The organism is Rhodococcoides kroppenstedtii (assembly GCF_900111805.1).
In the GTDB taxonomy this organism is placed as follows: Bacteria; Actinomycetota; Actinomycetes; order Mycobacteriales; family Mycobacteriaceae; genus Rhodococcoides; species Rhodococcoides kroppenstedtii.
Window position 1 is genome coordinate 46459 of sequence record NZ_FOJN01000003.1, and the last position, 25035, is coordinate 71493.

General features: G+C 69.6%; 22 protein-coding genes and 1 tRNA gene. 9 read left to right on the plus strand and 14 right to left on the minus strand.

Annotated elements, in window-relative coordinates; translation table 11 throughout:
* Nucleotides 1-88 precede the first annotated feature (88 nt).
* From BMZ18_RS04385 to BMZ18_RS04395, 3 genes are all read left to right on the plus strand, one after another.
* On the plus strand, nucleotides 89-1033 hold the full coding sequence (locus BMZ18_RS04385) for a metallophosphoesterase (protein ID WP_206028075.1): 945 nt from the start codon (nucleotides 89-91) through the stop codon (nucleotides 1031-1033).
* A 32-nt stretch (nucleotides 1034-1065) separates the two neighbouring features.
* Nucleotides 1066-1139 (plus strand) — tRNA-Pro (locus tag BMZ18_RS04390).
* A gap of 100 nt (nucleotides 1140-1239) precedes the next feature.
* Entirely contained in the window at nucleotides 1240-2772 is a 1533-nt protein-coding gene (locus tag BMZ18_RS04395) for a DUF2207 family protein (protein ID WP_074921802.1), read from the plus strand.
* Between the two features lie 28 nt (nucleotides 2773-2800).
* Here BMZ18_RS04395 and BMZ18_RS04400 read toward each other — a convergent pair whose 3' ends face one another.
* The 10 genes from BMZ18_RS04400 to BMZ18_RS04440 all read right to left on the minus strand — a co-directional run bounded on the left by BMZ18_RS04400 (nucleotide 2801) and on the right by BMZ18_RS04440 (nucleotide 14331).
* A complete protein-coding gene (locus tag BMZ18_RS04400) occupies nucleotides 2801-3790 on the minus strand; it encodes an LLM class F420-dependent oxidoreductase (RefSeq protein WP_068366613.1) in 990 nt (329 codons plus the stop codon).
* Nucleotides 3791-3823: 33 nt separating this feature from the next.
* Nucleotides 3824-4624, minus strand: coding sequence for an SDR family NAD(P)-dependent oxidoreductase (locus BMZ18_RS04405; protein WP_068366610.1), 801 nt, complete (start codon nucleotides 4622-4624; stop codon nucleotides 3824-3826).
* 25 nt (nucleotides 4625-4649) lie between these two features.
* Nucleotides 4650-6443 (minus strand): glycoside hydrolase family 15 protein, encoded by a 1794-nt coding sequence (locus BMZ18_RS04410; RefSeq protein ID WP_068366606.1) that lies wholly within the window; start codon nucleotides 6441-6443, stop codon nucleotides 4650-4652.
* Nucleotides 6440-7111 (minus strand): HAD family hydrolase, encoded by a 672-nt coding sequence (locus BMZ18_RS04415; protein ID WP_068366616.1) that lies wholly within the window; start codon nucleotides 7109-7111, stop codon nucleotides 6440-6442. The genes BMZ18_RS04410 and BMZ18_RS04415 overlap by 4 nt, the downstream gene beginning before the upstream one ends.
* 231 nt (nucleotides 7112-7342) lie before the next feature.
* A complete protein-coding gene (locus BMZ18_RS19315; RefSeq protein WP_139203841.1) occupies nucleotides 7343-7531 on the minus strand; it encodes a hypothetical protein in 189 nt (62 codons plus the stop codon).
* A gap of 173 nt (nucleotides 7532-7704) precedes the next feature.
* Nucleotides 7705-9228: a catalase gene (locus BMZ18_RS04420; RefSeq protein WP_068364287.1), complete on the minus strand. Its 1524-nt coding sequence runs from the start codon at nucleotides 9226-9228 to the stop codon at nucleotides 7705-7707.
* Nucleotides 9229-9369: 141 nt separating this feature from the next.
* Nucleotides 9370-11076, minus strand: a complete 1707-nt coding sequence (locus tag BMZ18_RS04425) for a GMC oxidoreductase (RefSeq protein ID WP_068364284.1) — start codon at nucleotides 11074-11076, stop codon at nucleotides 9370-9372.
* Nucleotides 11073-12614 (minus strand): flavin-containing monooxygenase, encoded by a 1542-nt coding sequence (locus BMZ18_RS04430; protein ID WP_068104039.1) that lies wholly within the window; start codon nucleotides 12612-12614, stop codon nucleotides 11073-11075. Before BMZ18_RS04430 ends, BMZ18_RS04425 begins: the two co-directional genes overlap by 4 nt.
* Nucleotides 12611-13189 carry a TetR/AcrR family transcriptional regulator gene (locus tag BMZ18_RS04435; protein WP_068364281.1) on the minus strand — a complete coding sequence of 193 codons (579 nt, stop codon included), beginning with the start codon at nucleotides 13187-13189 and terminating at the stop codon, nucleotides 12611-12613. Before BMZ18_RS04435 ends, BMZ18_RS04430 begins: the two co-directional genes overlap by 4 nt.
* 44 nt (nucleotides 13190-13233) lie before the next feature.
* Nucleotides 13234-14331: a glycosyltransferase gene (locus BMZ18_RS04440; RefSeq protein WP_068364278.1), complete on the minus strand. Its 1098-nt coding sequence runs from the start codon at nucleotides 14329-14331 to the stop codon at nucleotides 13234-13236.
* A gap of 206 nt (nucleotides 14332-14537) precedes the next feature.
* Between BMZ18_RS04440 and BMZ18_RS04445 the strand changes: the two genes are divergently transcribed.
* Together BMZ18_RS04445 and BMZ18_RS19615 are read left to right on the plus strand one after the other, a co-directional pair.
* Nucleotides 14538-14735 carry a PspC domain-containing protein gene (locus BMZ18_RS04445; protein ID WP_068104045.1) on the plus strand — a complete coding sequence of 66 codons (198 nt, stop codon included), beginning with the start codon at nucleotides 14538-14540 and terminating at the stop codon, nucleotides 14733-14735.
* 240 nt (nucleotides 14736-14975) lie between these two features.
* On the plus strand, nucleotides 14976-15659 hold the full coding sequence (locus BMZ18_RS19615) for a hypothetical protein (RefSeq protein WP_156511632.1): 684 nt from the start codon (nucleotides 14976-14978) through the stop codon (nucleotides 15657-15659).
* Nucleotides 15660-15668: 9 nt separating this feature from the next.
* On the opposite strand, the gene BMZ18_RS04455 is transcribed toward BMZ18_RS19615, so the two are convergent.
* On the minus strand, nucleotides 15669-16700 hold the full coding sequence (locus BMZ18_RS04455) for an aspartate-semialdehyde dehydrogenase (protein WP_068364272.1): 1032 nt from the start codon (nucleotides 16698-16700) through the stop codon (nucleotides 15669-15671).
* Between the two features lie 4 nt (nucleotides 16701-16704).
* Complete coding sequence (locus BMZ18_RS04460; protein WP_068104052.1) at nucleotides 16705-17970, minus strand: aspartate kinase; 1266 nt, start codon at nucleotides 17968-17970, stop codon at nucleotides 16705-16707.
* A 130-nt stretch (nucleotides 17971-18100) separates the two neighbouring features.
* On the opposite strand from BMZ18_RS04460, the gene BMZ18_RS04465 reads away from it, so the two are divergent.
* The 3 genes from BMZ18_RS04465 to BMZ18_RS04475 all read left to right on the plus strand — a co-directional run bounded on the left by BMZ18_RS04465 (nucleotide 18101) and on the right by BMZ18_RS04475 (nucleotide 22315).
* Complete coding sequence (locus BMZ18_RS04465; protein WP_139203842.1) at nucleotides 18101-19864, plus strand: FUSC family protein; 1764 nt, start codon at nucleotides 18101-18103, stop codon at nucleotides 19862-19864.
* Between the two features lie 134 nt (nucleotides 19865-19998).
* Complete coding sequence (gene leuA, locus BMZ18_RS04470; protein ID WP_068363945.1) at nucleotides 19999-21816, plus strand: 2-isopropylmalate synthase; 1818 nt, start codon at nucleotides 19999-20001, stop codon at nucleotides 21814-21816.
* A 163-nt stretch (nucleotides 21817-21979) separates the two neighbouring features.
* Nucleotides 21980-22315 (plus strand): STAS domain-containing protein, encoded by a 336-nt coding sequence (locus BMZ18_RS04475; protein WP_068363981.1) that lies wholly within the window; start codon nucleotides 21980-21982, stop codon nucleotides 22313-22315.
* On the opposite strand, the gene BMZ18_RS04480 is transcribed toward BMZ18_RS04475, so the two are convergent.
* On the minus strand, nucleotides 22248-23210 hold the full coding sequence (locus BMZ18_RS04480; RefSeq protein WP_082895073.1) for a LysR family transcriptional regulator: 963 nt from the start codon (nucleotides 23208-23210) through the stop codon (nucleotides 22248-22250). The two genes, BMZ18_RS04475 and BMZ18_RS04480, sit on opposite strands and share 68 nt — an antisense overlap.
* A 73-nt stretch (nucleotides 23211-23283) precedes the next feature.
* Here BMZ18_RS04480 and BMZ18_RS04485 point away from each other — a divergent pair, with 73 nt between their 5' ends.
* On the plus strand, nucleotides 23284-24210 hold the full coding sequence (locus BMZ18_RS04485; protein ID WP_068363976.1) for an EamA family transporter: 927 nt from the start codon (nucleotides 23284-23286) through the stop codon (nucleotides 24208-24210).
* Between the two features lie 45 nt (nucleotides 24211-24255).
* On the opposite strand, the gene BMZ18_RS04490 is transcribed toward BMZ18_RS04485, so the two are convergent.
* Nucleotides 24256-24876: a TetR/AcrR family transcriptional regulator gene (locus tag BMZ18_RS04490; protein ID WP_244516409.1), complete on the minus strand. Its 621-nt coding sequence runs from the start codon at nucleotides 24874-24876 to the stop codon at nucleotides 24256-24258.
* Between the last annotated feature and the right edge of the window lie 159 nt (nucleotides 24877-25035).

A 25035-nucleotide genomic window follows, 5' to 3' on the forward strand; every position in this document is an offset into this window, starting at 1 on the left:
GGTGTCCGGCAAATCCGCGTTCCCTTCTCGTCCGGCCTCCGCCGCGTCCGTCGGTGCTGCCTCGTCCGCTCGCGCGGCCCGTGAGGTTCTGTCCACCCCCGCCGGCGTCGCCGCCCTCGCGGTCGGCAGTGCGGCCGCGGGACTGACGTACGCGACGGCCGTGGAGCGCAACGCCTTCACGCTGCGGGAGGCGACCCTCCCCGTCCTGGCGCCCGGCAAGCCCTCGCTGCGGGTGCTCCACATCAGCGACCTGCACATGATGCCGAACCAGAAGCTCAAGCAGACCTGGCTGCGAGAGCTCGACCGTCTCGAGCCCGATCTGGTGGTGAACACCGGGGACAACCTGTCCCACCGGAAGTCGGTTCCGGCGGTGGTGCAGTCCCTGGGCGGTCTGCTCGGTCGGCCCGGCCTGTTCGTCTTCGGCTCCAACGACTATTTCGCACCGGTGCCCAAGAACCCCCTGAAGTACTTCCGGAAGAACCACACCCGCGTGTTCGGCGACGCGCTGCCGTGGCAGGACCTGCGCGCCGCGTTCACCGAGCGCGGGTGGCTCGACGTGACCCACGTCCGTCGTGAACTCGAGGTGTCCGGCGTGCGGATCGCCACCGCCGGCGTCGACGACCCCCATCTCCAGCGCGACCGGTACGACACGATCGCGGGCAACCCCAACCCGGTGGCGGACGTCAGCATCGGACTGACCCACTCCCCCGAACCCCGCGTGCTCGATCGCTTCGCCGCGGACGGGTACGACCTGGTTCTGGCCGGGCACACGCACGGGGGGCAGCTGTGCCTGCCGTTCTACGGTGCGCTGGTGACCAACTGCGGACTCGACCGATCGCGGGTGAAGGGTCCGTCGCGGTGGGGCGCGCACACCCGTCTGCACGTGTCGGCCGGCCTGGGCACCTCGCCGTACGCCCCCTACCGGTTCTGCTGCCGCCCCGAGGCCACCCTGCTCACGCTCGTGCCGAGCGGTCGCGCACGGGAAAGTGCGCCCGAGGTGGGCGTTTCGCGTTCCGAGGCGGTCGTGCGTTAGAGTGATGCGGCTGCCCGCGAGGGTGGTGATCACGGGGTGTGGCGCAGCTTGGTAGCGCGCTTCGTTCGGGACGAAGAGGTCGTGGGTTCGAATCCCGCCACCCCGACTCGTGGTTGAGACACGAAGGAAAGGCCCTGCGCCGGGATGCCGGTGCGGGGCCTTTCCGCTTGCCCGGGCGCACCGCGCGGTCTGCTTATCATGACGGCATGACCCGCACCCGGCTCGTCGTTGCGATCGTTGCCCTCGGGGTGGTTCTGGGGCTCACCGGATGTTCGACGTCGTCCTCGGCGGACGCTCGCTTCGACGGGCTCGTCGCCGGTGAGCGCGTCTACGACCTGACGGAGTTCTCGCTCGACGGCGCGGAAACGGACGCCCTCGACCGACGGCTCGAGTCACTGCGGGCGGAAACGGGCGCCGACGTCGTCGTCTACGTGCGCGAACTCGACGCCGATCCCGACGACACTCTCGACCAGGTGGAAGCGCTCCAGCAGACCTGGGTCGCGGCCACCGGCGTCGACCAGGACGTCGCCGGTGCGATCCTGGTCAACCGCGAGCCCGGCACCACCGACGAGGCTCGCGCCGGCATCTTCGTGGGGTCCCGGTTCGACGACGGCAACGTCCCGTCGGACGAGCAGGAGGCCATCGTCGAGGACGCCCTGATCCCGCCGCTGAAGGACGGAGACGTGGCGGGCAGCCTGAACGCCGGACTCGACCGGCTGCAGTCGTCCATCGTGAACGGGCCGCCGGTCACCGCGCTGGATCGGTTCGCCGACGGGCCGGGGTCGACGTGGCTCCCCTGGACCGGACTGATCGTCGTGCTGGTCGGCGCCGTCGCGGCGTTCTCGCTCTACCGTCGTCGGCCACGGCCGAGTCTGCCCCCCGACTCGCCGACGACGTACCGACCGGACCACCACACCGACCCGGCGGTGGCGACGGCCCTGGTGCACCGCAGCAACCAGGCGAGCGCCACGTCGGCCACCGTGCTGGCGCTCGCCGCCGACGACGCCGTCGCCTTCGAACCCGACGGGAAGAAGCACGGGAAGCCGACGATCCGCGTCCGACTCCTGGACGAGAGCAAGGCCCGGGGAGAGGTGCCCCGCGCCGTGTGGGGCCGGCTGGCCGAGCACGCCGTGGACGGCGTCGTCGACCACGCAGCGCTGACGAAGGTCGCGTCGAACACCCGCTCGATCGGTCGGGTGGTCGAAGCCGAGTTGGACGCGCGGGGGTGGCGTGCCCACGGAACCGGACCGGTGCGCTGGGCGTTCGGTGGACTCGCCTTGCTCGGCGGCGCGGTCATGGTGGGCGCGGCGGTGGTCGCCGCGGCCGGGGCACCGATCATGCTGGTCGCGGCGATTCCGGGCGGGTTGTTGCTCGTGACCGGCCTGATCATGACGGTGGCCTACCCGGGCCTGACCGCCGCCGGCCTCGACGCCGCCCGGCCGTGGGAGGCGTACCGGGACGGCCTGAAGGCGGCGGCAAAGAAGGACGACACGGCCGTCGACCTCGACGCGGCGCTGCCCGACATCGTCGCTCTGGGTCTCGGTTCGGCGTACCGGAAGCGGCTCGAGTCGGGCCCGGAACTGCGGGCGTTCACCGCGCCCGCCGGACTGCCGCTCGCCGTCGATCCGTCGGTGGTGAACTGGGCCGCGTTCACCGCGACGTTCGGAGCGAGCTCGTCGTCCGCCACGGTGTCCGGCGGGGGCGCCGGGGGCGGGGGCGGCGCGGCGGGCAGTACTTGAGCCGGCCCCGTCCTCACCGCGGCGCCGGTCAGGACGACGCTGCCCGCAACTTCTCCAGCAGCGGACCCGCCGCCTCGGCCAGGAAACGCTCCTGCGTCTCGTCCCCCACCTGCACCAGCGCGATGTCCGTGAACCCGGCCTCCCAGTAGGGCTTCACCTTCTCGACGATCGCGTCGAGGTCCGGTCCGCACGCGATGGTCTCCGCGACATCTTCGGGCCGCACGAACTGCGTGGCCCCGGCGAAGCCCGCCGTGGTGGGCAGGTCGGCATTGACGGCCCACCCGCCCGCGAACCACCGAAACTGCTCGTGCGCCAGCGTGATCGCCGCCTGCTCGTCCGGACCCCAGCAGATCGGGATCTGGCCGATCTTCTTCGACTTCTGTGCGAGGCCGGTGCCGACGTGCCGCGCCTTGTCCCAGCCCTCGATCAGCTCGGGCTTGGGCTCGGTGGAGATCATGTGGTCGGCCAGCGGGGCGAACCGCTCGATGGACTTCTCGCCGCTGACCGCGACGCCGATCTCGAGCGGGGTGTCGGGGGTGTCCCACAGCCGCGCCGAATCGACGCGGTAGTGCTCGCCCTCCCACGTGATCAGCTCGCCGGACTGCAGCTGTCGGATGATCTTGACGGCTTCCTCGAACATGTCCTGCCGCTTGTCCACCGACGGCCAGCCCTGGCCGACCACGTGCTCGTTGAGGTTCTCACCGCTGCCGAGACCCAGGGTGAAGCGTCCGTCCGCGAGGATCTGGAGGGTGGCGGCCTTCTGCGCGACGACGGCGGGGTGATAGCGGATGATCGGGCAGGTCACGTACGTGTAGAGCTCGACCCGCGAGGTCACCTGCGCGACCGCGCCCAGCATCGTCCAGGCGTAGGACGCGTGGCCCTGCGCCGACAACCACGGCGAGTAGTGATCGCTCGAGACCTCGAAGTCGAACCCGACGTTCTCGGCCTTTTCCGCGTAGTCGACGAGCTGCTTGGGCCCGCTCTGCTCGGTCATGAGGGTGTATCCGAAGCGTGTCATGTGTTGTCCGTTCGTGCGTCGAGTGTTCGGGACCTAGATGGTGGCGACGGATCCCGAGTCGACGCGGTAGTTGCTGCCGTTGACGAAGGCGGCGCGCTCGGAGCACAGGAACGTCACCACGGCCGCCACTTCCTCCGGGGTACCCCGTCGACCGAGTTCCATGAACGGACGTTCTTCCTTCAGGAAGCTCTCGATTGCCTCGTCACGATCGGTGCCACGCTCGTCGGCACGCTTGTCCATCATGGCGTCGGTCATCGGCGTGTGAATGAAGGCCGGTGACACGGCGTTCACCAGGACACCCTCCGACGCGTAGGTCTTGGATAACCCCTTGGTGAGCGAGAGGATGCCGGCTTTGGCTGCGCAGTACGGCAATTCGTCGATGTAGGGCTGCTCGGCGTCCTCGGAGGCCAGCAGGACGATGCGACCCCATCCGCCCTGGCGGAGTTCCGGGAGGAACGCGCGGATCAGCCGCACCGGTCCGAGCAGATCGATCTCGACGGTCGATGCCCACCCGTCGTCGTCGATCTCGTGGAACAGTCCCTGCGCACCGGTGACGCCGGCGCTCTGCACGAGGATGTCGACGGAGCCGAGGGCCTCGACGGCGCGCCGATGCAGGTTCGCGACCGACTCCGAATCGGTCACATCCGCCGCGATCGCGGTGACGGCGCCGTCCGGTCCGGTCAGCTTGCCGGCCGATTCGGTCAGCTTCTCCTCGTCCTTGTCGCTGACGACGACGCGGACGCCCTCGTCGAGCAGCATCTGTGCGGTGCACCAGCCGATGCCCGAGTCGGCACCCGTGACGACGGCCGTGCGGCCCTTGATTCCGAGATCCATGAGTGCGCTCCAGTTTCGTTGTGGGTCAGGCGGTGTGGTCGTGGCCGCGAGCGAGGGTCAGCGCGGAATTGATGAGGGCCAGATGGCTCAGGCCCTGCGGGAAGTTGCCGAGGTGCGTGGTGGTGCCGCGGTCCGGAGTGCGGTGCGGATCCACCATCTCCGCCCACAGCCCGACGTCGTTGGCGCTGGCGACCAGGCGATCCATGAGATCCGACGCCTCGTCCTCGCGGCCGATGTGCGCCAGAGCGTTCACCACCCAGAACGAACAGGCCACGAAGGTGCCCTCGACGGTCTGCATCCCCGAATAGCGGTACAGGTGATCACCCGCACCGAGTTCGGAGCGGAGGGCGTCGATGGTCGACGACATGCGTGCGTCGTCGGTGCACGGGCTGCCGGCGTGCAGTAGGACCGACGCGTCCAGCTGATCGGTGCCGGGGTACCAGACGTAGGCCTGTTTGTCCTCGGACCAGCAGTGATCGCGAATCCACTCGGCGATGCGGTCGCGTTCGGTGACCCAGCGGTCCGCGATGCCCGGGATCATGCCCTGCTCGGACAGGTGGACGGCTCGGTCGAGGGCGTGCCAGCAGCCCATTTTCGACGACGTGTAGTGCTGTTCGTCCGGAAGCTCCCACAGTCCGGCGTCCTTGCTGCGCCAGATGTCGCACGTCGTGTCCGCGATGGCGGCGAGCAGTCGACCGGTCGGCGCGTCGAGGATGTTGCCGGCGTCGACGTACAGGGAGACGATGTCGAACAGATCGCCGAAAATGCCCTGCTGCAGCTGGGTCGCCGCGTCGTTGCCGGCGATCACCGGGCCGATTCCACGCCACCCCGGAACATCGGGATACGAACTGCCGCCAGGGATTTCACCGTTCAGCGTGTAGAAGACCTGGGTGAGCTTGTCGTTGCGGCGGATGATGCGCAGCAGCCAGGCGACGGCCGCGTGCACCTCCTCCCGCAGACCGAAACGGATCATCGCCTTGATGGTGTAGGCGGCGTCGCGCACCCACGCGTAGCGGTAGTCCCAGTTCTTCGCACCCGCCCACCGCTCCGGGAGCGAGGTGGTCGCGGCAGCAGCGATTGCCCCGGAGGGGCTGTACAGCAACAGTTTCAGAGCCAGCGCACTGCGGTGCACCGCCTCCTTCCACGGCCCGTCGTACCGGAACTCCTCCGACCAGTGCTGCCAGTTGCGCACGGTGCGGTCGATGCCGGCGTCGACTTCCTCCGGGGTGGGCAGGTACAGCGGTTCGACCTCGGTTCCGACGACGGCGACGGTCGACCGCGAACCGGTCGTCGTGGTGAACCGCCCACGGATGGACCGGGTGTCCTTGTCGACGTCGTCCGCGTTCAGGGTGCGGACACCGAGAGTGATGCCGTCGACCCGCAGGACCGTGCCGTGCACGGTGTCGTACGCCCACGGCGAGGCGTTGCCCAAGCAGGTTCCGGGGACGACGGCCCACTCCATGTCGACGGTGCCCGACACGCCCTCCACCCGACGGGCGAGCTCGGTCCACGGAAGACGTCCCGCGACACCGGTGTTGAGGGAGTCCGTCATCCGTGCCACGCCCGTCTCGGTGGTGAACGTGGTGATGAGGACGTTGGTGCCGTCGTAGTAGGAGCGCTCGGTGGTGTACTCACCCACCGGATGCAGCGCGATGTAGCCGCCCTCGTCCGCATCGAGCAAGGCCGCGAAGACCGGCCGGGTGTCGAGGTTGGGGACGGGAAGCCAGTCGATCCGCCCGTCCGTGGCGATGAGAGCCACAGTCCGACCGTCGCCGATCGCCGCGTAGTTCTCGATCCCGGTGTAGCCGTCCTGCCTCATCGTCGGTCGAGCAACCGTGCGATCGCCGAATCGTCCAGCGAGGACCGAAGATCCGCGGGGTCGTCGTACACCTCGATCGCCCCGGCGTCCCGCAGTTCTGCGGCCGAGATGCCGCCGCTGCGCACCCCGATGCAGTCGACCTTCGCCGACCTCGACGCCTCGACGTCCCACACGCTGTCTCCGACGAACACGGCGCGATCCGCCGGCACACCCGCACGCTCGAGCGCGATGTCGACGATGGGCGGCTCGGGCTTGGCCGTCTCGACGTCCTGCGACGACGTGGACTCCGAGACGATGTCGTCGACACCCAGAACGTCACGGAGGATGGACAATTCGTTCTCCGGCGCCGACGTCGCAAGCACCACCTGCAGGCCGCGTCGCTCGATTTCGGCGAGAAGCTCGCGCGTTCCGGGCAGCGGCTCGAGCATCGGAGCGAGTTCCTCGTAGTACTGCGTGTGGAGTTCCTTCGCGTGCTGCGCTCGCTCCTCCTCGGCGTCACCGGTGAGCGACTCGAGGAGCTTGCCGCCGTCCATGCCGATCGACCGATGCGTCCGCCACGCCGCCACCGGAATCCCCGCCTCACGGAAAGCGCGGGTCCAGGCGTGGACATGGGCGTAGTTCGAGTCGACGAGGGTGCCGTCGATGTCGAAGAGCACGGCGGGGGACATGGTCACCCCGGTCGGCTACCCGGCGGTCCATTTCCACAAACGGTCGGGGGGTTCGGCTCGGGGTTTTCGGTGGGGGCGGGTGCACCTGCGCAGGTTGCAGCCAACCTCACCGGTTGCAACCCGCGCACTTGGCGGGAACCTGAGCAGGTGCAGCCGCCACTGCGAACCTGCTTCCCTTTCCGCAACCTGCTCCGGTTACAACAGAAGCAACCTGCGGGAACCGGAGCAACGTCAGCCGCGGACCGCCGACACCACCCTGACCGGCGCGCCGTCGGTCGTGCGGGGTGTCCACACTCCCTGCACCGTCGTGGCAGCGACCGCACTCGGAGTCACCGCATCGGTCGAGATCATGGTGCCGTCGTCGCAGCTCAGTCCTCCGCCGTCGGCCGCGGCGCACACCACTCCGTCTGCGGTGGTCAATGACATCGGACTGACGAACCGGTCACCCGCCGGAAGCCATGGCAGGTGGCTGTTACGCCGCCACGAAGAGCCGACGCGACAGGATACTGGACACGCCCGCCCTAAACGTGATTTACATCACACATAGGTACACCCCACCCCGGCGGACCGGGGTGGGGTGCGGGGACCTGCGATCAGACCCGAGCAGCCTCGTCCGCTGGGTCGTCGACGGCACCGGCTCCGGTGGTGGGAGCGGTCTCGCCCTGCCCGGCGCGCACACCCTCCTCGACCTTCTTGCCGATCTCGGGGTCGACGTTCCGCCAGTACTCGAACACGCGCAGCAGCACCGGCTCGGTCACGCCGTTGAGGGCGTGGCCGACGATGTTGTCGACCAGCCGGTCACGGGCGTCGTCGTCCATGACCTCCCGCACCAACTGCCCGGCCTGGACGAAGTCGCCGTCCTCGGGGTGCTGGACGTAGCCGGTTCGAACGAACCGCGGCTCGAAATCCCATGCGCCGTCGTCGCCGTAGCGGTTGCTGTCGGCAGCGGGACCGCCGTACGAGTTGGGCGCGTACACCGGCGTGTCCGCCGAGTTGTAGTGGATGTTCATCGCGCCCTCCTTCGAGTAGGAGTTGATTTCCGCCTTGGCGCGGTTCACCGGCAGCTGCGCGTAGTTGGTGCCGATGCGGTAGCGATGCGCGTCCGCGTAGCTGAAGATGCGGCCGAGCAGCATCTTGTCCGGGCTCGCGCCGATGCCGGGCACCAGGTTGGACGGCTCGAAGGAGCTCTGCTCGATCTGGGCGTGGAAGTTTTCGGGATTGCGGTTCAGCGTCATCCGGCCGACCTCGATCAGCGGGTAGTCCTTCTGCGACCACACCTTGGTCAGGTCGAACGGGTTGAAGCGGTAGTTCTCCGCCTCGTCGTACGGCATGATCTGCACCTTCACGGTCCAGCTCGGGAAATCGCCGTTGCGGATGGATCCGAACAGATCCTGACGGTGGTGATCGGGCGACGTGCCGGCGAGTTCGTCGGCCTTGTCCTGCGTCAGGTATTCGATGCCCTGATCGGTCTTGAAGTGGAACTTCACCCACGACTTGGTGCCGTCCGCCGCGATGAACTGGTAGGTGTGCGAACCGAAGCCGTCCATGTGGCGGAACGACTTCGGGATGCCACGGTCGCCCATGAGCCACGTGACCTGGTGCGCCGACTCGGGCGAGAGCGTCCAGAAGTCCCACTGCATGTTGTTGTCCCGCAGGCCTGAATCCGGCATGCGCTTCTGGCTGCGGATGAAGTCCTGGAACTTGAGGGGATCGCGCACGAAGAAGACCGGCGTGTTGTTGCCGACCATGTCCCAGTTGCCCTCGGTGGTGTAGAACTTCAGCGCGAAACCGCGCGGGTCACGCCAGGTGTCCGGGCTGCCCTGCTCACCGGCGACGGTGGAGAAGCGCGCGAGGACCTCGGTGGTGGCGCCGGGCTGGAACACCGCAGCGCGCGTGTACTTCGAGATGTCGCCGGTGACCTCGAACGTGCCGAAGGCACCCGATCCCTTGGCATGCACCACGCGCTCCGGCACCCGCTCCCGGTTGAACTGCGCCATCTTTTCGATGAGGTAGTGATCGTGCAGGAGAATCGGCCCCTGCGCACCGGCGGTCAGCGAGTGCTCATCGCTCGGGACGGGAACTCCCGCGTTGTTGGTGGTGGGCTTGGGCGTCGTCATGGATCCACTGCCTCCTGCTGATCGGGGGACGCGGGGGCAGCCGCGTCATCGGAACGGCTACCCGCTCCCCCGCTCACGCAACCGTGACCCGGTCCGAACATCGTCCGGACCGGGCTGGGGCCGAGTGAGGACCGGGCAGCGTCAGCGATCCTGGCCGACCACCGTCAGCGGTAACCGGAGAGCGCCCGGTGCGTGCGCCGGCACCACCGGTGCGGCCGGCGTCTGCGGCGGCAGGGACACGTAGTCGCCCTGCATCGGCGGACGACGGTCCTCCTCGCCCTTGTTCGGCCACAACGCCAGAGCGCGCTCGGCCTGGGCGGTGATGGTGAGCGATGGGTTGACGCCGAGGTTGGCGCTGACCGCGGAGCCGTCCACCACGTGCAACCCCTCGTACCCGTACACCCGGTGGTAGGGATCGATGACGCCGCGCTCGGGCGTGGCCCCGATGACACAGCCACCGAGGAAGTGGGCGGTCATCGGAATGTCGAAGACGTCGGCGAAGGACCCGCCGGGATCGCCGCCGATCTTGTCCGCCGCCTTGCGAATGGCGACGTGACCCTCCGGGATCCATTTGGGCGGCGGGGTGCCACCGCCGGGCCGCGAGGTGAGGCGCCGACCGAATCGGCCCTTCTTCGACCCCAGTTCGAGCGAGTTGTCGTCCGTCTGCATGACCAACGCGATGACCGTGCGCTCCGACCAGTTGCGCACCGACAGGCTCCGCAGCGTCGCAGCCGGATGCCGCACGGCGACGCCCAGGGTCTTCAGCGGCCGGGGCAGTCGACCGCCACCGTCGCTGAGCACGGTCTGCAGGAGCCCGATGGCGTTGCTGCCCTTGCCGTATCGCACCGGCTCGATGTGCGTGTGGTCGTTCGGGTGGAACGACGACGTGATGGCCACGCCCTCGGTGAAGTCGATCTGGCGGTCGCGGGCGGTGGCCGCGAGCACCGCCTCGGAGTTGGTGCGCACCACCGAGCCGAGTTTGTCCGACAGGCGGGGCAGCTCACCGCTCTCCTTCATGGCGAGCATGAGCTTCTGGGTGCCGTAGGTGCCGGCCGCGAACACCACCTGAGAGGCGGTCATCACGGTCTCGCTGCGGCGCAGCTTCGCGCCCGTGCGGCGCACGCGTACCTCGTACCCACCGCCGGACCGAGGGCGCACCGAGGTCACCGTGGTGAGCGGATGCACGGTCGCCCCGGCACGTTCGGCCAGGTGCAGGTAGTTCTTGACCAGCGTGTTCTTCGCGCCCACCCGGCAGCCGGTCATGCAGGACCCGCATTCGGTGCAGCCGGTTCGGGTGGGACCGACGCCCCCGAAGTAGGGATCGGGAACGTCCTTGCCCTTCTGTCCCGGCGCACCGAAGAACACGCCGACGGGCGTCGTGCCGAAGGTGTCGCCGACGCCCATCTCCTCGGCGATGTCGCGCATGATCTTGTCGGCGGGGGTGATGGTGGGATTGTCCTCGACGCCGAGCATGCGCTTGGCCTGGTCGTAGTACGGCGCCATCTCCTTCTCCCAGTCGGTGATGTCACCCCACTGCGGATCCCGGAAGAAGGGGGTCGGCGGCTGGTACAGGGTGTTCGCGTAGTTCAGCGACCCACCACCGACACCCGCACCGGCCATGACGAGGACGTTCGGCAGCAGGTGGATCCGCTGCAGCCCGTAGCACCCGATCAGCGGCGCCCACAGGTACTTTCGCAATCGCCAGCTGGTCTTGGGCAGTTCGTGATCCTCGAACCGTCGACCCGATTCGAGGACGCCCACTCGGTAGCCCTTCTCGGTGGCGCGCAACGCCGCGACGCTGCCGCCGAAGCCGGACCCGATCACGATGACGTCGTACGTGTCCTTCATGCCTCCACCTTCTCGGTCGCGCGGTCGTCCTGCGTCGCAGCCACCGGACGCAGCGTCCGGTAGTTCTCTCGATCGAAGTTCTTGGTGGCCCGACGGAAGAGCCAGGTGAACGTCGGCCACATCGCCGAATTGCGGCCGCTGGCATCGAGATACCAACTCGAGCACCCGCCCGTGTTCCACACCGTGCCGGCGAGATCGCGGTCGAGGCCGGCGTTCCAGGCGTCCATCGCGTCCGGACGCACGTCCACCGCGTCGACGCCGGCGTCGGACATCTCCCGCAACGCGGATTCGAGATAGGCCGACTGCGATTCGAGCATGTAGACGATCGAGCTGTGCCCGAGGTTCGTGTTGGGCCCGTACATCATGAACAGATTGGGGAAACCGGCGACGGTGGTGCCGCGGTACGCCCGCGGGCTGCCCTGCCACCGCTCGGCGAGCGTGACACCCTCCCCGTCGCGGATCAGGTGCGCCACAGGGGGTTCCGTCGGGGTGAACCCGGTTCCGAAGACGATGACGTCGACCTCGCGCTCGCGACCGTCGCGGTCGACGACGCCCGTGGGCGTCACCGCCGTCAACCCGGAATCGACCAACTCGACGTCGGGACGCTGCAGCGTGTCGTACCAGTCGTTGGAGAGCAACATGCGCTTGCAGCCGATGGTGTACGACGGCACGATGCGCTCACGCAGCGTCCGATCCCGCACCTTGCGACGGAGGAAGGCCGTGGCCACCAGATGCGCTGCGCCGAGCAGCTTCGGGCGACGGGCCATCATCTCCACGTACATCTCGCGGTAGGCGTAGATGGCGCCGCGCTGCGCCTTGAGCGTCCAGGGCGCGCGGCGGTACAGAGCGCGCTCCAACGGTCCCCTGGTGCGGTCCGCGCGCGGGACCACCCACGCCGGGGTGCGCTGGAACACGACGGTGCGGTCGGCGATCGGCGCGATCTCCGGCACGAACTGGATGGCCGAGGCCCCCGTCCCGACGACGGCGACCCGCTTGCCGGCGAGTTGCACGTCGTGATCCCAGGTGGCGGAGTGGAAGGTCTCTCCCTGGAACGTGTCCAGACCCGGGACCGCGGGCAGCTTGGGGGTCGAGAGGGTGCCCGTCGCGGCGACGAGGACGCGCGCCGTGCACTCGCCCTTCTCGGTGGTCACCTGCCATCGGCAGCGATCGTCGTCCCAGCGCGCCTCCACCAGGGCGCACCCGGTGATCAGCCGCTCGCGAATGCCGTGTCGGTCGGCCACCCCGCGCAGGTACTCGTGGATCTCCGGTCCCCGCGCGAAGGTGTGCTTCCAGTCGGCGTACGGGGCGAACGAGAACGAGTAGAGGGACGTCGGGACGTCGCAGGCGACACCGGGATAGGTGTTGTCCCGCCACGTGCCCCCGACGTCGTGGGCCCGTTCGATCACGGTGATGTCCGCGGCCGGGTTCTGCCGCAGGACGCGGGCGACGACGCCCATCCCGGCAAACCCGGACCCGACGACGAGAATGTCGGTGTGCGCGGGCAACTCTCGCGTCGACGGATCGAGTGAGGTGGTCATGCCTCCGTCACCGCCTTCTCCCACACCGGCAGCAGTCGTGCCCGCATGTCCTTCTCCTCTCCGGGTGAGCGCAGGATGGCGGACACCGCCATGCCCCTGGCCAGTTCGATGCTCAGTTCGAAGGCGGCGGGACTCATCCGGTCGCCGTAGATCTCACGTCCACCGAGTTCGAGCGCCTCGGTGACCTTGCGTTCGAGCGGCAGTACGGCCGCGTGCAGCGACGAATCCGTCCGGGCGGCCACCCACAGCTCGAGAGCCGCGTGGAACAGCGGCCCCGAGAACGCCTCGAGCAACAGCTCGAGCCCGGCCGCGTCCCGATCGACCGTCAGGAACTCCGCGAGCCGACGGTCGACGAGGTGCTCGACGGCGGCGACCACCAGGGCCTCGCGAGTGGGGAAATGGTGCAGCTGCGCTCCGCGCGAGACGCCGGCGCGACGGGCGATCTCCTGGGTCGACGTCCGGGCGTAGCCGAGGTCGACCAACACGTCGATCGCGGCGTCGAGCAACCGCGCGCGGGTCGACGCCGTGCGCTCTGCCTGGGTGCGCCGCGCCGGGACCGTAGTGGTGTCGCTCACATCGACGACGATAGCGACAAACTTACAAACAGTCCAGACTGACTTTAAGTTGCTCGACGCGCCGCGTCGGCCAGGATGCCCAGCATCGCGTCGACGGCGACAGGCCACGCGAACTCCTCCGCGCGGGCACGGGCGGTGTGCCGGCCGCCGCCCGGCAGTGCCAGCGCCTCCGCGATGCCGTCGGCGAAGTCACGCCCCGTGTTCGCCACGGCCGCGCCGCACGCCGGGGTGACGATCTCGGCGGAGGCCGACGTCGCCGAGACCACGGCCGGCGTGCCCGACGCGAGGGCCTCGAGCGCGGCGAGCCCGAAGGTCTCGTGGGGACCGGGCGCCAAGGCGACGTCCGCACCTGCGAGCAGGCGCGCCACCCGGATCCGATCATCCACGAAACCGGTGAACTGCACCGGCAATCCGGCCGCTCGACGCTCCAACGCCGCCCGACGCGGTCCGTCACCGACCACGGTCAGCTCCGCGTCGACGCCCGTCCGTCGCAGGTGGGCCAGGGCCTCGATACTGCGTTCCGCGTGTTTCTCCACCGACAGCCGCCCGCAGTGCACCAGGCGGACGAGGCGACCTTCGTTCCGACGACGCCGTCGCGGATGGAACAGGTCGAGATCGACGCCCAGCGCCACCCGCCGGGCGTCGACGTCGATGCGGTCGAACTCCTGTTGCGCGAACTCGGTGGTGCACACCACCGCGTCGTGACCGGCCGCGCTCCGACGGTTGGCCAGGTCCGCCAGCCGCCGCGCCGCGGAGCCGGGCAGTACCTGACCGAGCAACCGGTCCAGCCGCTCGTGACTGATCATCACGCTCCCCACGCCCCGCTCGCGCGCCCACGCGCCGAGCCCGCGCAGCGTCAGCCGGTCCGACACCTCCAGCACGTCCGCGCCGATCTCGTCGACGACCTCGGCCGTGGGTCCGGGGCGCGCGGCGCGATAGCCCCCGGTGAACGGCAGTCCCGACGACGGGACCTCGATCCGTCGCACCCCGTGGGCCGTCGTCCACTCGGCGTACGACGTCCCCGGCACGATCAGTGTCACCCGGTGGCCGCGGGCGACGTAGCCCGCGCCGAGCTGGTCGACGGCGGTCCGGAGCCCGCCCGATCGCGGGCCGTAGAAATTGGCCACCTGCACGATGCGCATGGCGGGAGTATCGGCAGGCGGGGTCCGAGAACCGGTGTACGGCGACGGGCCGTGCGGCGAACGTCGAACGAAATCGCCGCGTCGGGCCTGCCGAGGTGACCGACCCGGTCGCGCCGAGGAGGCCGACCCCGGCCGGCCGCCGGGGAACCCGTGCCCGACCGGGCGCGTTGTCTCGATGACCGATCGCCCGACCCGGAGGACTCGCCATGACCACGCCCGCACGTCGCCTCACCCGTTCCCGTCGCAGCAAGGTCGTCGCGGGCGTCTGCGGCGGACTGGCCGAGCGGTTCGGGCTGAGCCCCAATCTGGTTCGGCTGCTCTTCGTGCTCTCGTGCATTCTGCCCGGACCGCAGTTCGTGGTGTACCTCCTGCTCTGGATCGCGATCCCCAAAGCGGCATACTGACCGACCCGGCCTGCGCACCTGCCGATCGTCCCGATCGGACCCCCGAATCACGGGAGGACGGACACTTGCGCCCATTCCCAAGGGCGTCCTAGTGTCGATCCGACGCCCGCGCCGGGCCCGCCTCGCGGCGGCGATCCGGACGGGCCACCCTCGCTCGTGACGATCGAACCCGCGTCGTCCGCGCACGTGCCCCGCCGATCACGATTCGCCCTCACCCTTCGGGGCGATCCGAGGACGCCGATGCCTGCTCTACCCCCGAACGACCCGTCGGTCCCCCCGCCCGACCCCGCCGGGGCGCGTTACGCCTGGCGGTCGCTGGACCGACACGACGCCGCCCGCCTGTGGGACGACCTGGTGGACTGGGTCTGGTGGTTGCGTGATCGGTACGAACTCACCGAAACCGTTCCCCGGTGCTGGTACCGCCACGGCCCGGTGGTCGAGGAGTTCACCGCATTGTTCGCCTGGTGGCGGGCCGCTCACGCCGCTGTCGACGTGCCCGGACAGCAGGACGACGCCGCGATGCGACGCCTGGCCGACTGGCACTCCGACGGATTGTGGGCCCTGATCGACCGGCTGCACCGCCTCACCGATTTCGATCGCTGTCGCGCCGAGGGCTGCACGCACACCTCGGGGTTCCTCCACGCACCGGACGGCGCAGCCGAGTCGATGGAGCCGATCGAAATCGAGCCCGTGGCGATCGACGCGGACTACGCGGGGGACTACACCGGCGACGACGTCGCCGACGCGGACGTCGTCGCCGTGCTCGGCGAGAACCTCATGCTGTCGGCCGTCGTCAGCGGCGAAGCCACGGCTCTGGACACCGACTCTCGACACGGGCGCTACCGCATGGGCGGCCGGTTGTGGTCCTGGAGTCCCATACTCGGCGGGTACATCCCGTCGGAGGATTCGATCTCGCAGAACTGAGCCGCGTCGTCAGGTCGCGAGCAGTTCCGCGATCTGAATCGTGTTGAGCGCGGCGCCTTTCCGCAGATTGTCGCCGGAGACGAAGAGCGCCAGGCCGCGTCCGTCCGGCACACCCGGGTCCTGCCGGATGCGACCGACGAGCGACTCGTCGATGCCTGCCGCCGCCAGCGGCGTGGGAACGTCGGTGACCCGCACACCCGGTGCCGACGACAGCAGCTCCGTCGCCCGCTCGACCGACAGTGGCGAGGCGAACTCGGCGTTGATCGACAACGAGTGCCCGGTGAAGACGGGCACCCGCACGCAGGTGCCGCTGACGAGCAGGTCCGGCAGACCCAGGATCTTCCGGGACTCGTTGCGCAACTTCTGATCCTCGTCGGTCTCGCCGCTTCCGTCGTCGACCAGCTTGCCGGCGAGCGGCAGCACGTTGAACGCGATCGGGGCGGTGTAGACCTGCGGATCGGGGTAGGTGAGTGCGCTGCCGTCGTGCACCAGCTTCTCCGCGTCGGCGACGACGGCGCGGGCCTGGGTGGCCAGTTCCTCGACTCCGGCGAGACCGCTGCCGGACACGGCCTGGTAGCTGGAGACGATCAGACGCTGGAGGCCGGCCTCGTCGTGCAGCACCTTGAGCACCGGCATCGCGGCCATGGTGGTGCAGTTGGGGTTGGCGATGATGCCCTTCGGCAGGTTCCGGACGGCCTCCGGATTGACCTCGCTGACCACCAGCGGCACGTCGGGGTCCTTGCGCCATGCCGACGAGTTGTCGATCACGGTAACGCCTGCCGCGGCGAACCGCGGAGCCTGCTCGCGGGACATGGTGGCGCCCGCCGAGAACAGGGCGACGTCCAGACCCGTCGGATCCGCGGTGGACGCGTCCTCGACCACGATCTCGCCGTCGCCCCAGGGCAGCGTCTTCCCGGCCGACCGGGCGGACGCGAAGAAACGCACCGACGCGGCGGGGAACTTCCGCTCCGCGAGGAGCGTACGCATGACCGCACCGACCTGCCCGGTGGCGCCGACGACGCCGATGTTCAGTCCGCTCATGGTCCTACCGTCCTGTTCCGCCGTGGACCACGGCGAGCTCGTCGCCGCCCAGTCCGAACGCCGCGTGCAGCACGCGCACGGCGTCGTCGAGCTCGGAGTCCTTGGTGAGCACCGAGATTCGGATCTCCGAGGTGCTGATGAGATCGATGTTGATGCCGGCCTCGGCGAGCGCCTCGCAGAACGTGGCCGTGACGCCGGGGTGGGACTTCATGCCCGCACCGATCAGGGAGACCTTGCCGATGTGGTCGTCGTAGAGGACCTTCGAGAACCCGATCTCTTCCTGCATCGCCGTCAGCTTGGTGACGGCCGTGGGGCCGTCGGTCTTCGGCAACGTGAAGGTGATGTCGGTCTTGCCGGTCTCCACCTTCGAGATGTTCTGCAGGACCATGTCGATGTTGATCTCGGCGTCGGCGACGGCGCGGAAGATCTTGGCCGCGTAGCCGGGCTCGTCGGGCAGGCCGACCACGGTCACCTTGGCCTCGCTGCGATCGTGCGCGACGCCGGTGAGGATGGCTTCTTCCACTGGGATGTCCTCCATGGATCCGGACACGATGGTCCCTGGCTTGGTGGTGTACGACGAGCGGACGTGCACCGGAACGTCGTACCGGCGGGCGTATTCGACGCACCGGAGCATGAGCACCTTGGCGCCGCACGCGGCCATCTCGAGCATCTCCTCGAAGGAGACCTTCTCGAGATGACGGGCGTCCGGAACGATGCGCGGATCGGCGGTGAAGATGCCGTCGACGTCGGTGTAGATCTCGCAGACGTCGGCGTTCAACGCGGCCGCGAGGGCGACGGCGGTGGTGTCCGACCCGCCGCGACCGAGGGTGGTGACGTCCTTGCTGTCCTGGCTCACGCCCTGGAAGCCGGCGACCAGCACGATCGACCCCTCGTCGAGGGCGTCCCGCACCCGGCCGGGGGTGACGTCGATGATCTTGGCGTTGCCGTGGACGCCGGTGGTGACGACGCCGGCCTGCGACCCGGTGAAGGACCGCGCCTCCGCGCCGAGCGAGTGGATGGCCATCGCGACCAGCGCGTTGGAGATGCGCTCGCCGGAGGTGAGCAGCATGTCCATCTCGCGGGCGGGCGGGGCCGGGCTGACCTGCTGGGCGAGATCGAGCAACTCGTCGGTGGTGTCGCCCATCGCGGAGACGACCACGACGACGTCGTCGCCGCGGCGCTTGGTCTCGACGATCCGCTCCGCCACGCGCCGAATGCGCTCGGCGGTGGCCACCGAGGACCCCCCGTACTTCTGGACGACGAGTGCCACGCTGGTACTACCTCCTGCTTGTCGACGAGATCGGTACGGTGCTGACTTCGCTCCTGGTCGGGTCGGCGAGTCAGCCTACCGAGAACGCCTCCGATCGGGGCAATCGCGTGCTCGCTCCTACCATCGATCCGTGACCCGACCCGATTCCCCAGCCCTTCCGCCGCGGCAGGGATTGCGACGGATGTTCGTCGAGGTCCCCCCGCGCGGCCGACGGTGGCCTGCCGGTGTCCGGGCCGCTCTGGCCTTCGGCGTTCCGGCGTTGGTCCTGCTCGCGCTCGGTCACCAGACGGAGGCGCTGCTCACGGCGGCGGGCGGATTCGCCGTCGTCTACGGCGAGGGACGCGCGTTCCGGGCGCGGTGGGCGGTGGTGCTCGTCGCCGGTGCGGCCCTCGTGGCGTCGGCGGCCGTGGGCGGCCTGGTCGGGCAGTACGCCCCCGCGCACACGGTCACGGGCGGCGCGATCCTCGTCGTGGTGCTGGCGGTGACCGCGGTGATCGGCGCGGTCGTGGTCGATGCGCTGCGGCTGGGTCCGCCCGGCCCGTTCTTCTTCGTGTTGACGTGCGCCATCGGATCGGTGGTGCCGCTCGCGGGGGTGTCGTGGGCCGTCAACGCCGGCTGCGTCGCGATCGGCGCGGCCTGGGCCGCGATGGTGTCGATGTCGCCGGCGGTCCGAGACCCGATCCGGAGACGACGCGCCGACCCCCGCCGGGCCCCCGAGCGTGACGCCGTCGCCGCCGCCGAGCGTGCGGTCGCGGCGTTCCTCACCGCTCTCGACGACACCGCTCGGGACGATGACGGCTCGGACGGCACCGCCGGTCACGAGCATGCGTCCGGCAATCGCGTCGTCTCCGCTCGACATCGGGCGGCCACAGCCGTCGACACCGCCTGGGCGACGCTGCACGACGCGCGGATTCCGGCCCGCCGACCGGACGATCCGCTGGTCGCGCGCCTCCTGACCGTGCACCACACGTTCGCGACGGCCGGCGCCGGCCTGCCCCCGAGCCCCGACCACGCCGCCGACGCCGTGCACGACGGCATCCCCATGGCTCGACCGTCGGTCGCCTTCCGACTTCGCCGGGCCCTCCACCCGCACTCGCACGCGACCACCACCGCGGTGCGCGTCGGCGTCGCCTCGCTCGTCGCAGGCGGTCTGGCCGTCGCCGCCGGGCTCGGCCGACCCGACTGGGCCGTGGTCGGTGCGGTGCTGGTGCTCCAGCAGGGGCCGGATCGACCACGGGGCCTGGTGCGTGCGGCCCACCGACTCGCGGGGACCGCGCTGGGCGTGGTGTTCTTCGCGGCGATCTTCTCGCTGCACCCGTCGGGGTTCGTTCTGGTGCTGATCCTCATGGGACTGCAGTTCCTCGTCGAGTTGGTCATCGCCCGCAACTACGGCATCGCCGTCGTCTTCATCACCCCGCTGGCCCTCCTGATCGGCGGCGCCTCGCACCCCGGCGCGCAGGCGTGGCCCCTGGCGGCGGAACGGCTGCTCGAGACCACCATCGGCGTCGCGTGCGCGGTGGCGGCGCTGTGGGTGGTCCTGCCCCGGGCTCACCGGCGGTGCCTCGACTGGTGCCTCGTCCGGACCGTCACGGCCTGCGAGACCCTGCTGGTCCACCTGCGCGGCGCCACGGTGGACGCGCCGTCGTCGATGGCCCTGCGCCGGGACGTCCAGTTCGAACTGACCGGGGCCGCGCTGGCCGCGGAACACGCCGTCGGGGACGACCGTGCGTGGGCGTCGAGGCAGTGGAATCGCTACCTCCGAGTGGACACCGTCGGGCACGGACTGCTGGCGGCGTGCCGGACTCGCGGCGTGGGCACGATCGATCCCGCACCGTGGCTCACCCGACTGCCACGAGAGAACCCCCGGGATGTTCCGAGCGGCGCATCGGAGTAAGGTGACGCCCATGTTCGGCGCCGGGTACGCCCTCCTCCTTCGTCGCCGCGACGGGGTCTGACCACCAGACCGGCACCCTGTCGCGGGTCTTTTCGGCGCCGGTCGACCCCTCATCTCGCCAACGGAGAGTCACCATGTCACCCGCCGACGCATTCGTATCCGGTTCGCGCACCGTCACCACCCCGACGAAGCCCGCGCCCTCGGACCAGCCCGCCTGGAACACCCAGAAGACCTCGTCCATGCCGACGTTCCGGTACCGGCCGTTCGCCGACGAGGTCGAGACCGTCACCCTCCCGGACCGCACCTGGCCCGACAAGGTCATCGACCGCGCCCCCCAGTGGTGTGCCGTCGACCTGCGGGACGGCAATCAGGCGCTGATCGATCCCATGAGCCCGGCCCGCAAACGGCGGATGTTCGAACTGCTGGTGCGCATGGGCTACAAGGAGATCGAGGTCGGGTTCCCGTCCGCGAGCCAGACCGACTTCGACTTCGTCCGCGAGATCATCGAGGACGGCGCCATTCCCGACGACGTGACCATCCAAGTGCTCACGCAGTGTCGGCCCGAGCTGATCGAGCGCACGTTCGTCGCCTGCGAGGGCGCGAACAAGGTGATCGTCCACTTCTACAACTCGACGTCGATCCTGCAGCGGCGGGTGGTCTTCCGGGCGGACGCCGACGCGATCGAGAAGATCGCGACGGACGGTGCCCGCAAGGTTGTCGAGGAGTCGCTGAAGTTCCCCGACACCGACTGGCGGTTCGAGTACTCCCCCGAGTCCTACACCGGCACCGAGCTGTCCTACGCCAAGCGGGTGTGCGACGCCGTCACCGAGATCATTGCTCCCACTCCGGAGAAGCCGATGATCCTGAACCTGCCGGCCACCGTCGAGATGACCACGCCGAACGTCTATGCGGACTCCATCGAGTGGATGCATCGCAACCTCGCCCGGCGGGACTCGATCGTGCTGAGCCTGCATCCCCACAACGATCGCGGAACCGGCGTCGCCGCAGCCGAACTCGGCTACGCCGCCGGCGCCGACCGCATCGAGGGCTGCCTGTTCGGCAACGGTGAGCGCACCGGCAACGTCTGCCTGGTCACCCTGGGGCTGAACCTCTTCACCCGCGGTGTCGATCCGCAGATCGACTTCTCCAACATCGACGAGATCCGCCGCACGGTCGAGTACTGCAACCAGCTGCCCGTCCACGAGCGCCATCCCTACGGTGGCGATCTGGTCTACACCGCGTTCTCGGGCAGCCACCAGGACGCGGTCAACAAGGGTCTCGACGCGATGAAGGTCGCCGCCGACGAGCAGGATCAGGACGTCGACGACATCCTGTGGCAGGTGCCGTACCTGCCCATCGATCCGAAGGACGTCGGGCGCACGTACGAGGCCGTGATCCGGGTGAACTCGCAGTCCGGCAAGGGCGGCGTCGCCTACATCATGAAATCCGATCACGGTCTGGCCCTGCCGCGTCGGCTGCAGATCGAGTTCTCCTCCGCCGTCCAGCGCGTCACCGACGGCGAGGGCGGCGAGGTCTCGCCCAAGGCCATGTGGGACGTCTTCGCCGAGGAGTACCTGACTCCGATCACCCCGCTCGAGCGCATCCGTCAGCGCGTGGCGGCGTCCGAGGTGGACGGGGGCACCGACTCCATCACCGCCACCGTGAAGATCGACGGCACCGAGCAGGAGATCACCGGCGCCGGCAACGGCCCGTTGGCGGCGTTCGTCGACGCGCTCGGTTCCACGGGGTACGACGTGCGCGTGCTCGACTACTCCGAGCACGCGATGTCCGCCGGGGACGACGCGCAGGCCGCCGCGTACGTGGAGGCCTCGGTCACCCTGCCGGGCGGCCAGGAGCACACGGTGTGGGGCGTCGGCATCGCCACGTCCATCACCACCGCGTCGCTGCGGGCCGTGGTCTCGGCGGTCAATCGGGCCGCACGACGCAACTGACCACATTTCGCCCCCGCACCGCCCACGGGTGTGACAGGCTGCAGGCCTGTGGGCGGTCGCGGTGGGCGAACTGCGCCCCGGACCCCATCCGAGACCGGCGCGGACGTGGGTGAGCCGAGCGGAGTCGAAGGGGAGGGTGTTGGCCGAGCGTGACCCGGGCTCGATGTCGAATCCCGTCGGCGCCGTCGTCGCCGAACACACCGAGCAGGATCTCCGGATCGTCACCGTCCGCGGCACCCTCGACCTGAGCTCGTCGATCCACCTCGCGCCGGTCGACACGTCCGTGCGGGCGGTCCTCCTGGACCTGCGCGACGTCGACTTCCTCTCCTCCGCGGGCATCGCGGCGCTCATTCGCGTGCGCAACGACGTGCCCCCGCACACCCCTCTCGTGGCGGTCGCCGATCACCAGGAAGTGGTGCGGCCCTTCGAACTCAGCGGCCTCGATCGGCTGATTCCGGTGGTTCCGGACCTCGAGACGGGCCGTCGCCGGGTGGAGTGACGGCGTCCAGCAGCGCGGACACCTCGTCGTCGAACGCGCGCAGGACCGCGCGCACGGCCGGGCGCAGCTCCGCGCCGGGTCGGGTGGCGACGTCGTAGACCCGCGCCGCACGGACCCCGGCCAGACGACACCGCGCCACCGCCGGGTGGGCCGAGGCGTACCGGGGCATGAGGGCGATGCCGTGACCGGCCGAGACCAACTCCTCGATGAGACGGAAATCGTTGATGCGCATGACCACTCGCGGCTCGACGCCCGTCACCGCCGCCACCGAGAGCAACACGTCGTCGACCGGGAAGCCGCCGCGCACGCTGATCCAGCGCTCGTTCGCGAGCTCACGCACTTCCACCGACTCCCGTCCGGCCAACGGATGGTCCGGGGGCACCACGAGATCGATGGGCTCGCGCAACACGGTGCGCACCGCCACGCGCTCGGAGGCGATGGTCGGGGCCCGCTCGTCGCGATGGGTGAGCACGACGTCGTAGTCGGCCAGCAACCGCGGCACCGCAGAGGCCGGCACGTCCTCGTCACGGGCGTCGACGGTGACGCCCGACGTCGCCATCCGGTGCAGCACGCGGGGCAGGAGCAGGGCTGCACCCGACGGGAACAACGCCACTCGCACCGTGCCGCGCGGCGTTTCCGAGAACGACTCCATCTCCGCCACGGCCCGGTCGAGCGCGGACAGCACCTCGTCGACGTGCGGCAGCAAGGCCCGACCCGCCGCCGTGAGTCGGAGCCGACGCCCGTCGGGCTCGAGCAGCGCCACGCCCGCCTCCCGGGTCAGCACCTTGAGTTGCTGCGAGATCGCGGACGGGGTCGTGGACAGCGCCGCCGCGGCAGCGGCGACCGTGCCGCGATCGGCAACCTCCCGCAGCACCCGCAGACGACGGACATCCATGTAGTGAAACTACATGGACAGGTCGGAACAATTCGATGGTGCTACAGCCACGCCGGGCCTCACCATGAAGGTCATGACCACCCGCGACCGCCTCCTCGGCCTCACCGTCGTCATCCTGTGGGGCCTGAACTTCCTGGCCATCCGCGCCGGTCTCGACCAGTACCCCCCGTTCTTCTTCGCCGCGCTGCGGTTCGCGGTCATCGCCGTTCCCGTCGTGCTGTTCGTCCGCCTGCCCCGTGTTCCGAAGCGCTGGCTTCTGCTGTACGGCACCGGGTTCGGGCTCCTGCAGTTCGCCTTCCTGTTCGCTGCCATGAACGCGGGCATGCCCACCGGACTCGCCTCGCTGGTCCTGCAGTCCTCCGCCCCCTTCACGGTGGTGCTCGGGGCGCTGCTGCTGCGGGAGCACGTCGGACCGCGGCAGTGGCTCGGCATCGGCGTCGCCGTCGGCGGCATGGTCCTCATCGGCTGGGACCGCGCGCAGACCGCCACCCTGATCCCCGTCCTCCTCACCCTCCTCGCCGGGCTGAGCTGGGCCTTCGGCAATCTCGGCAACCGCCTGGCCAAGTCCACCGAACCGATGCGGCTGATGCTGTGGATGACCGTCGTCCCGCCGCTGCCGCTCTTCGCGCTGTCCGCCGCCGTCGAGGGCCCGACGGCCGGCTGGTCCGCCCTCGCCGTGTCCGTCACCACCGGACAGCTCTGGGGCCTGGTCGGACTCGCCTACATCGTTTTTCTCGGCACCATCGTCGGCTCCGGGCTGTGGACCGTGCTCATCGCCCGCAACCCCGCCGGCGTGGTCGCGCCGTTCTCGCTCCTGGTGCCGGTGGTGGGCATCGCCGCCTCGTGGATCGTGCTGGACGAGACACCGTCGGTGCTCTCCCTCGTCGGCGCCGCCGTCGTCATCGGCGGTTGTCTATGGGGTCTCGGGACCACCCGGCGCGGCGCCGAGCTGGTACGGCCGGAACTGGCGGCGGTCGGTCCGGTGCCCGCTCGGCAATGACGCGCCGGTCGACACCGAACCCGGGTCCAACCCTTCGACCGCCTTTCACACGGAGAGCTTGCGCAGCAGCTCGCACATGAAGTCGGCCACCGCCGTGGCCTGCTTGCGAGTACGGCAGTGCAGCACCACTTCTCGCGACGACTCGACGATCACGTCCGTGACGACGTCGAGCATGATGCGATTGCGGCTGGTGTCCGCCGGACCGAGCAACGCCGAGTTCTGACGTATCCATTCGAGGCGGTCCTCACGCCGACGACGCTCGAAGCCGGGTGGCCCGTCGTTGTCCAGAAAGACCGCGGCCACGTCGCGGCGCTGCCAACTCCCGTCGAGAAACGCCCGGGCCCCCACACAGAACAACTCGAGGGGATCGCTCGTACCGGCGCGTCGCGCGGCGGCCACGGCCGCCCTGACCTGCTCGAGATGCGCCGAATCGTGCCGGTCCCACAGTGCGGTGTAGAGCTCGGCCTTGCCTCCGAAATGGTGGTAGAGACTGCCTGTGCTCGACCCGGCACGCTCGACGATGTCCGCGATGTTCGCGTCGAGATAACCGGATTCCGCGAAGACGTCCCGGGCAGCGTCGAGCAGCCGACGTTGCGTCTCACCGGTCTTGCTCCATCGCCACGACGCGGCCCGCTTCTCGGCCATGATCTCCCCCTGATTCGTCATCACGACTTCGCGGCCCCGATTCTAGAATTCGGGTCCGTCGACGGAGTCGGGCGCAATACCGGTGTCGTCCTTCGGCGAACGCTCCTCCGCGTGGCGTCGCACTCCGAGCCGGGGTCCGGCTGCGTCCGTCACCCCCGTCACCTCGGCCGTCCGCCGCCC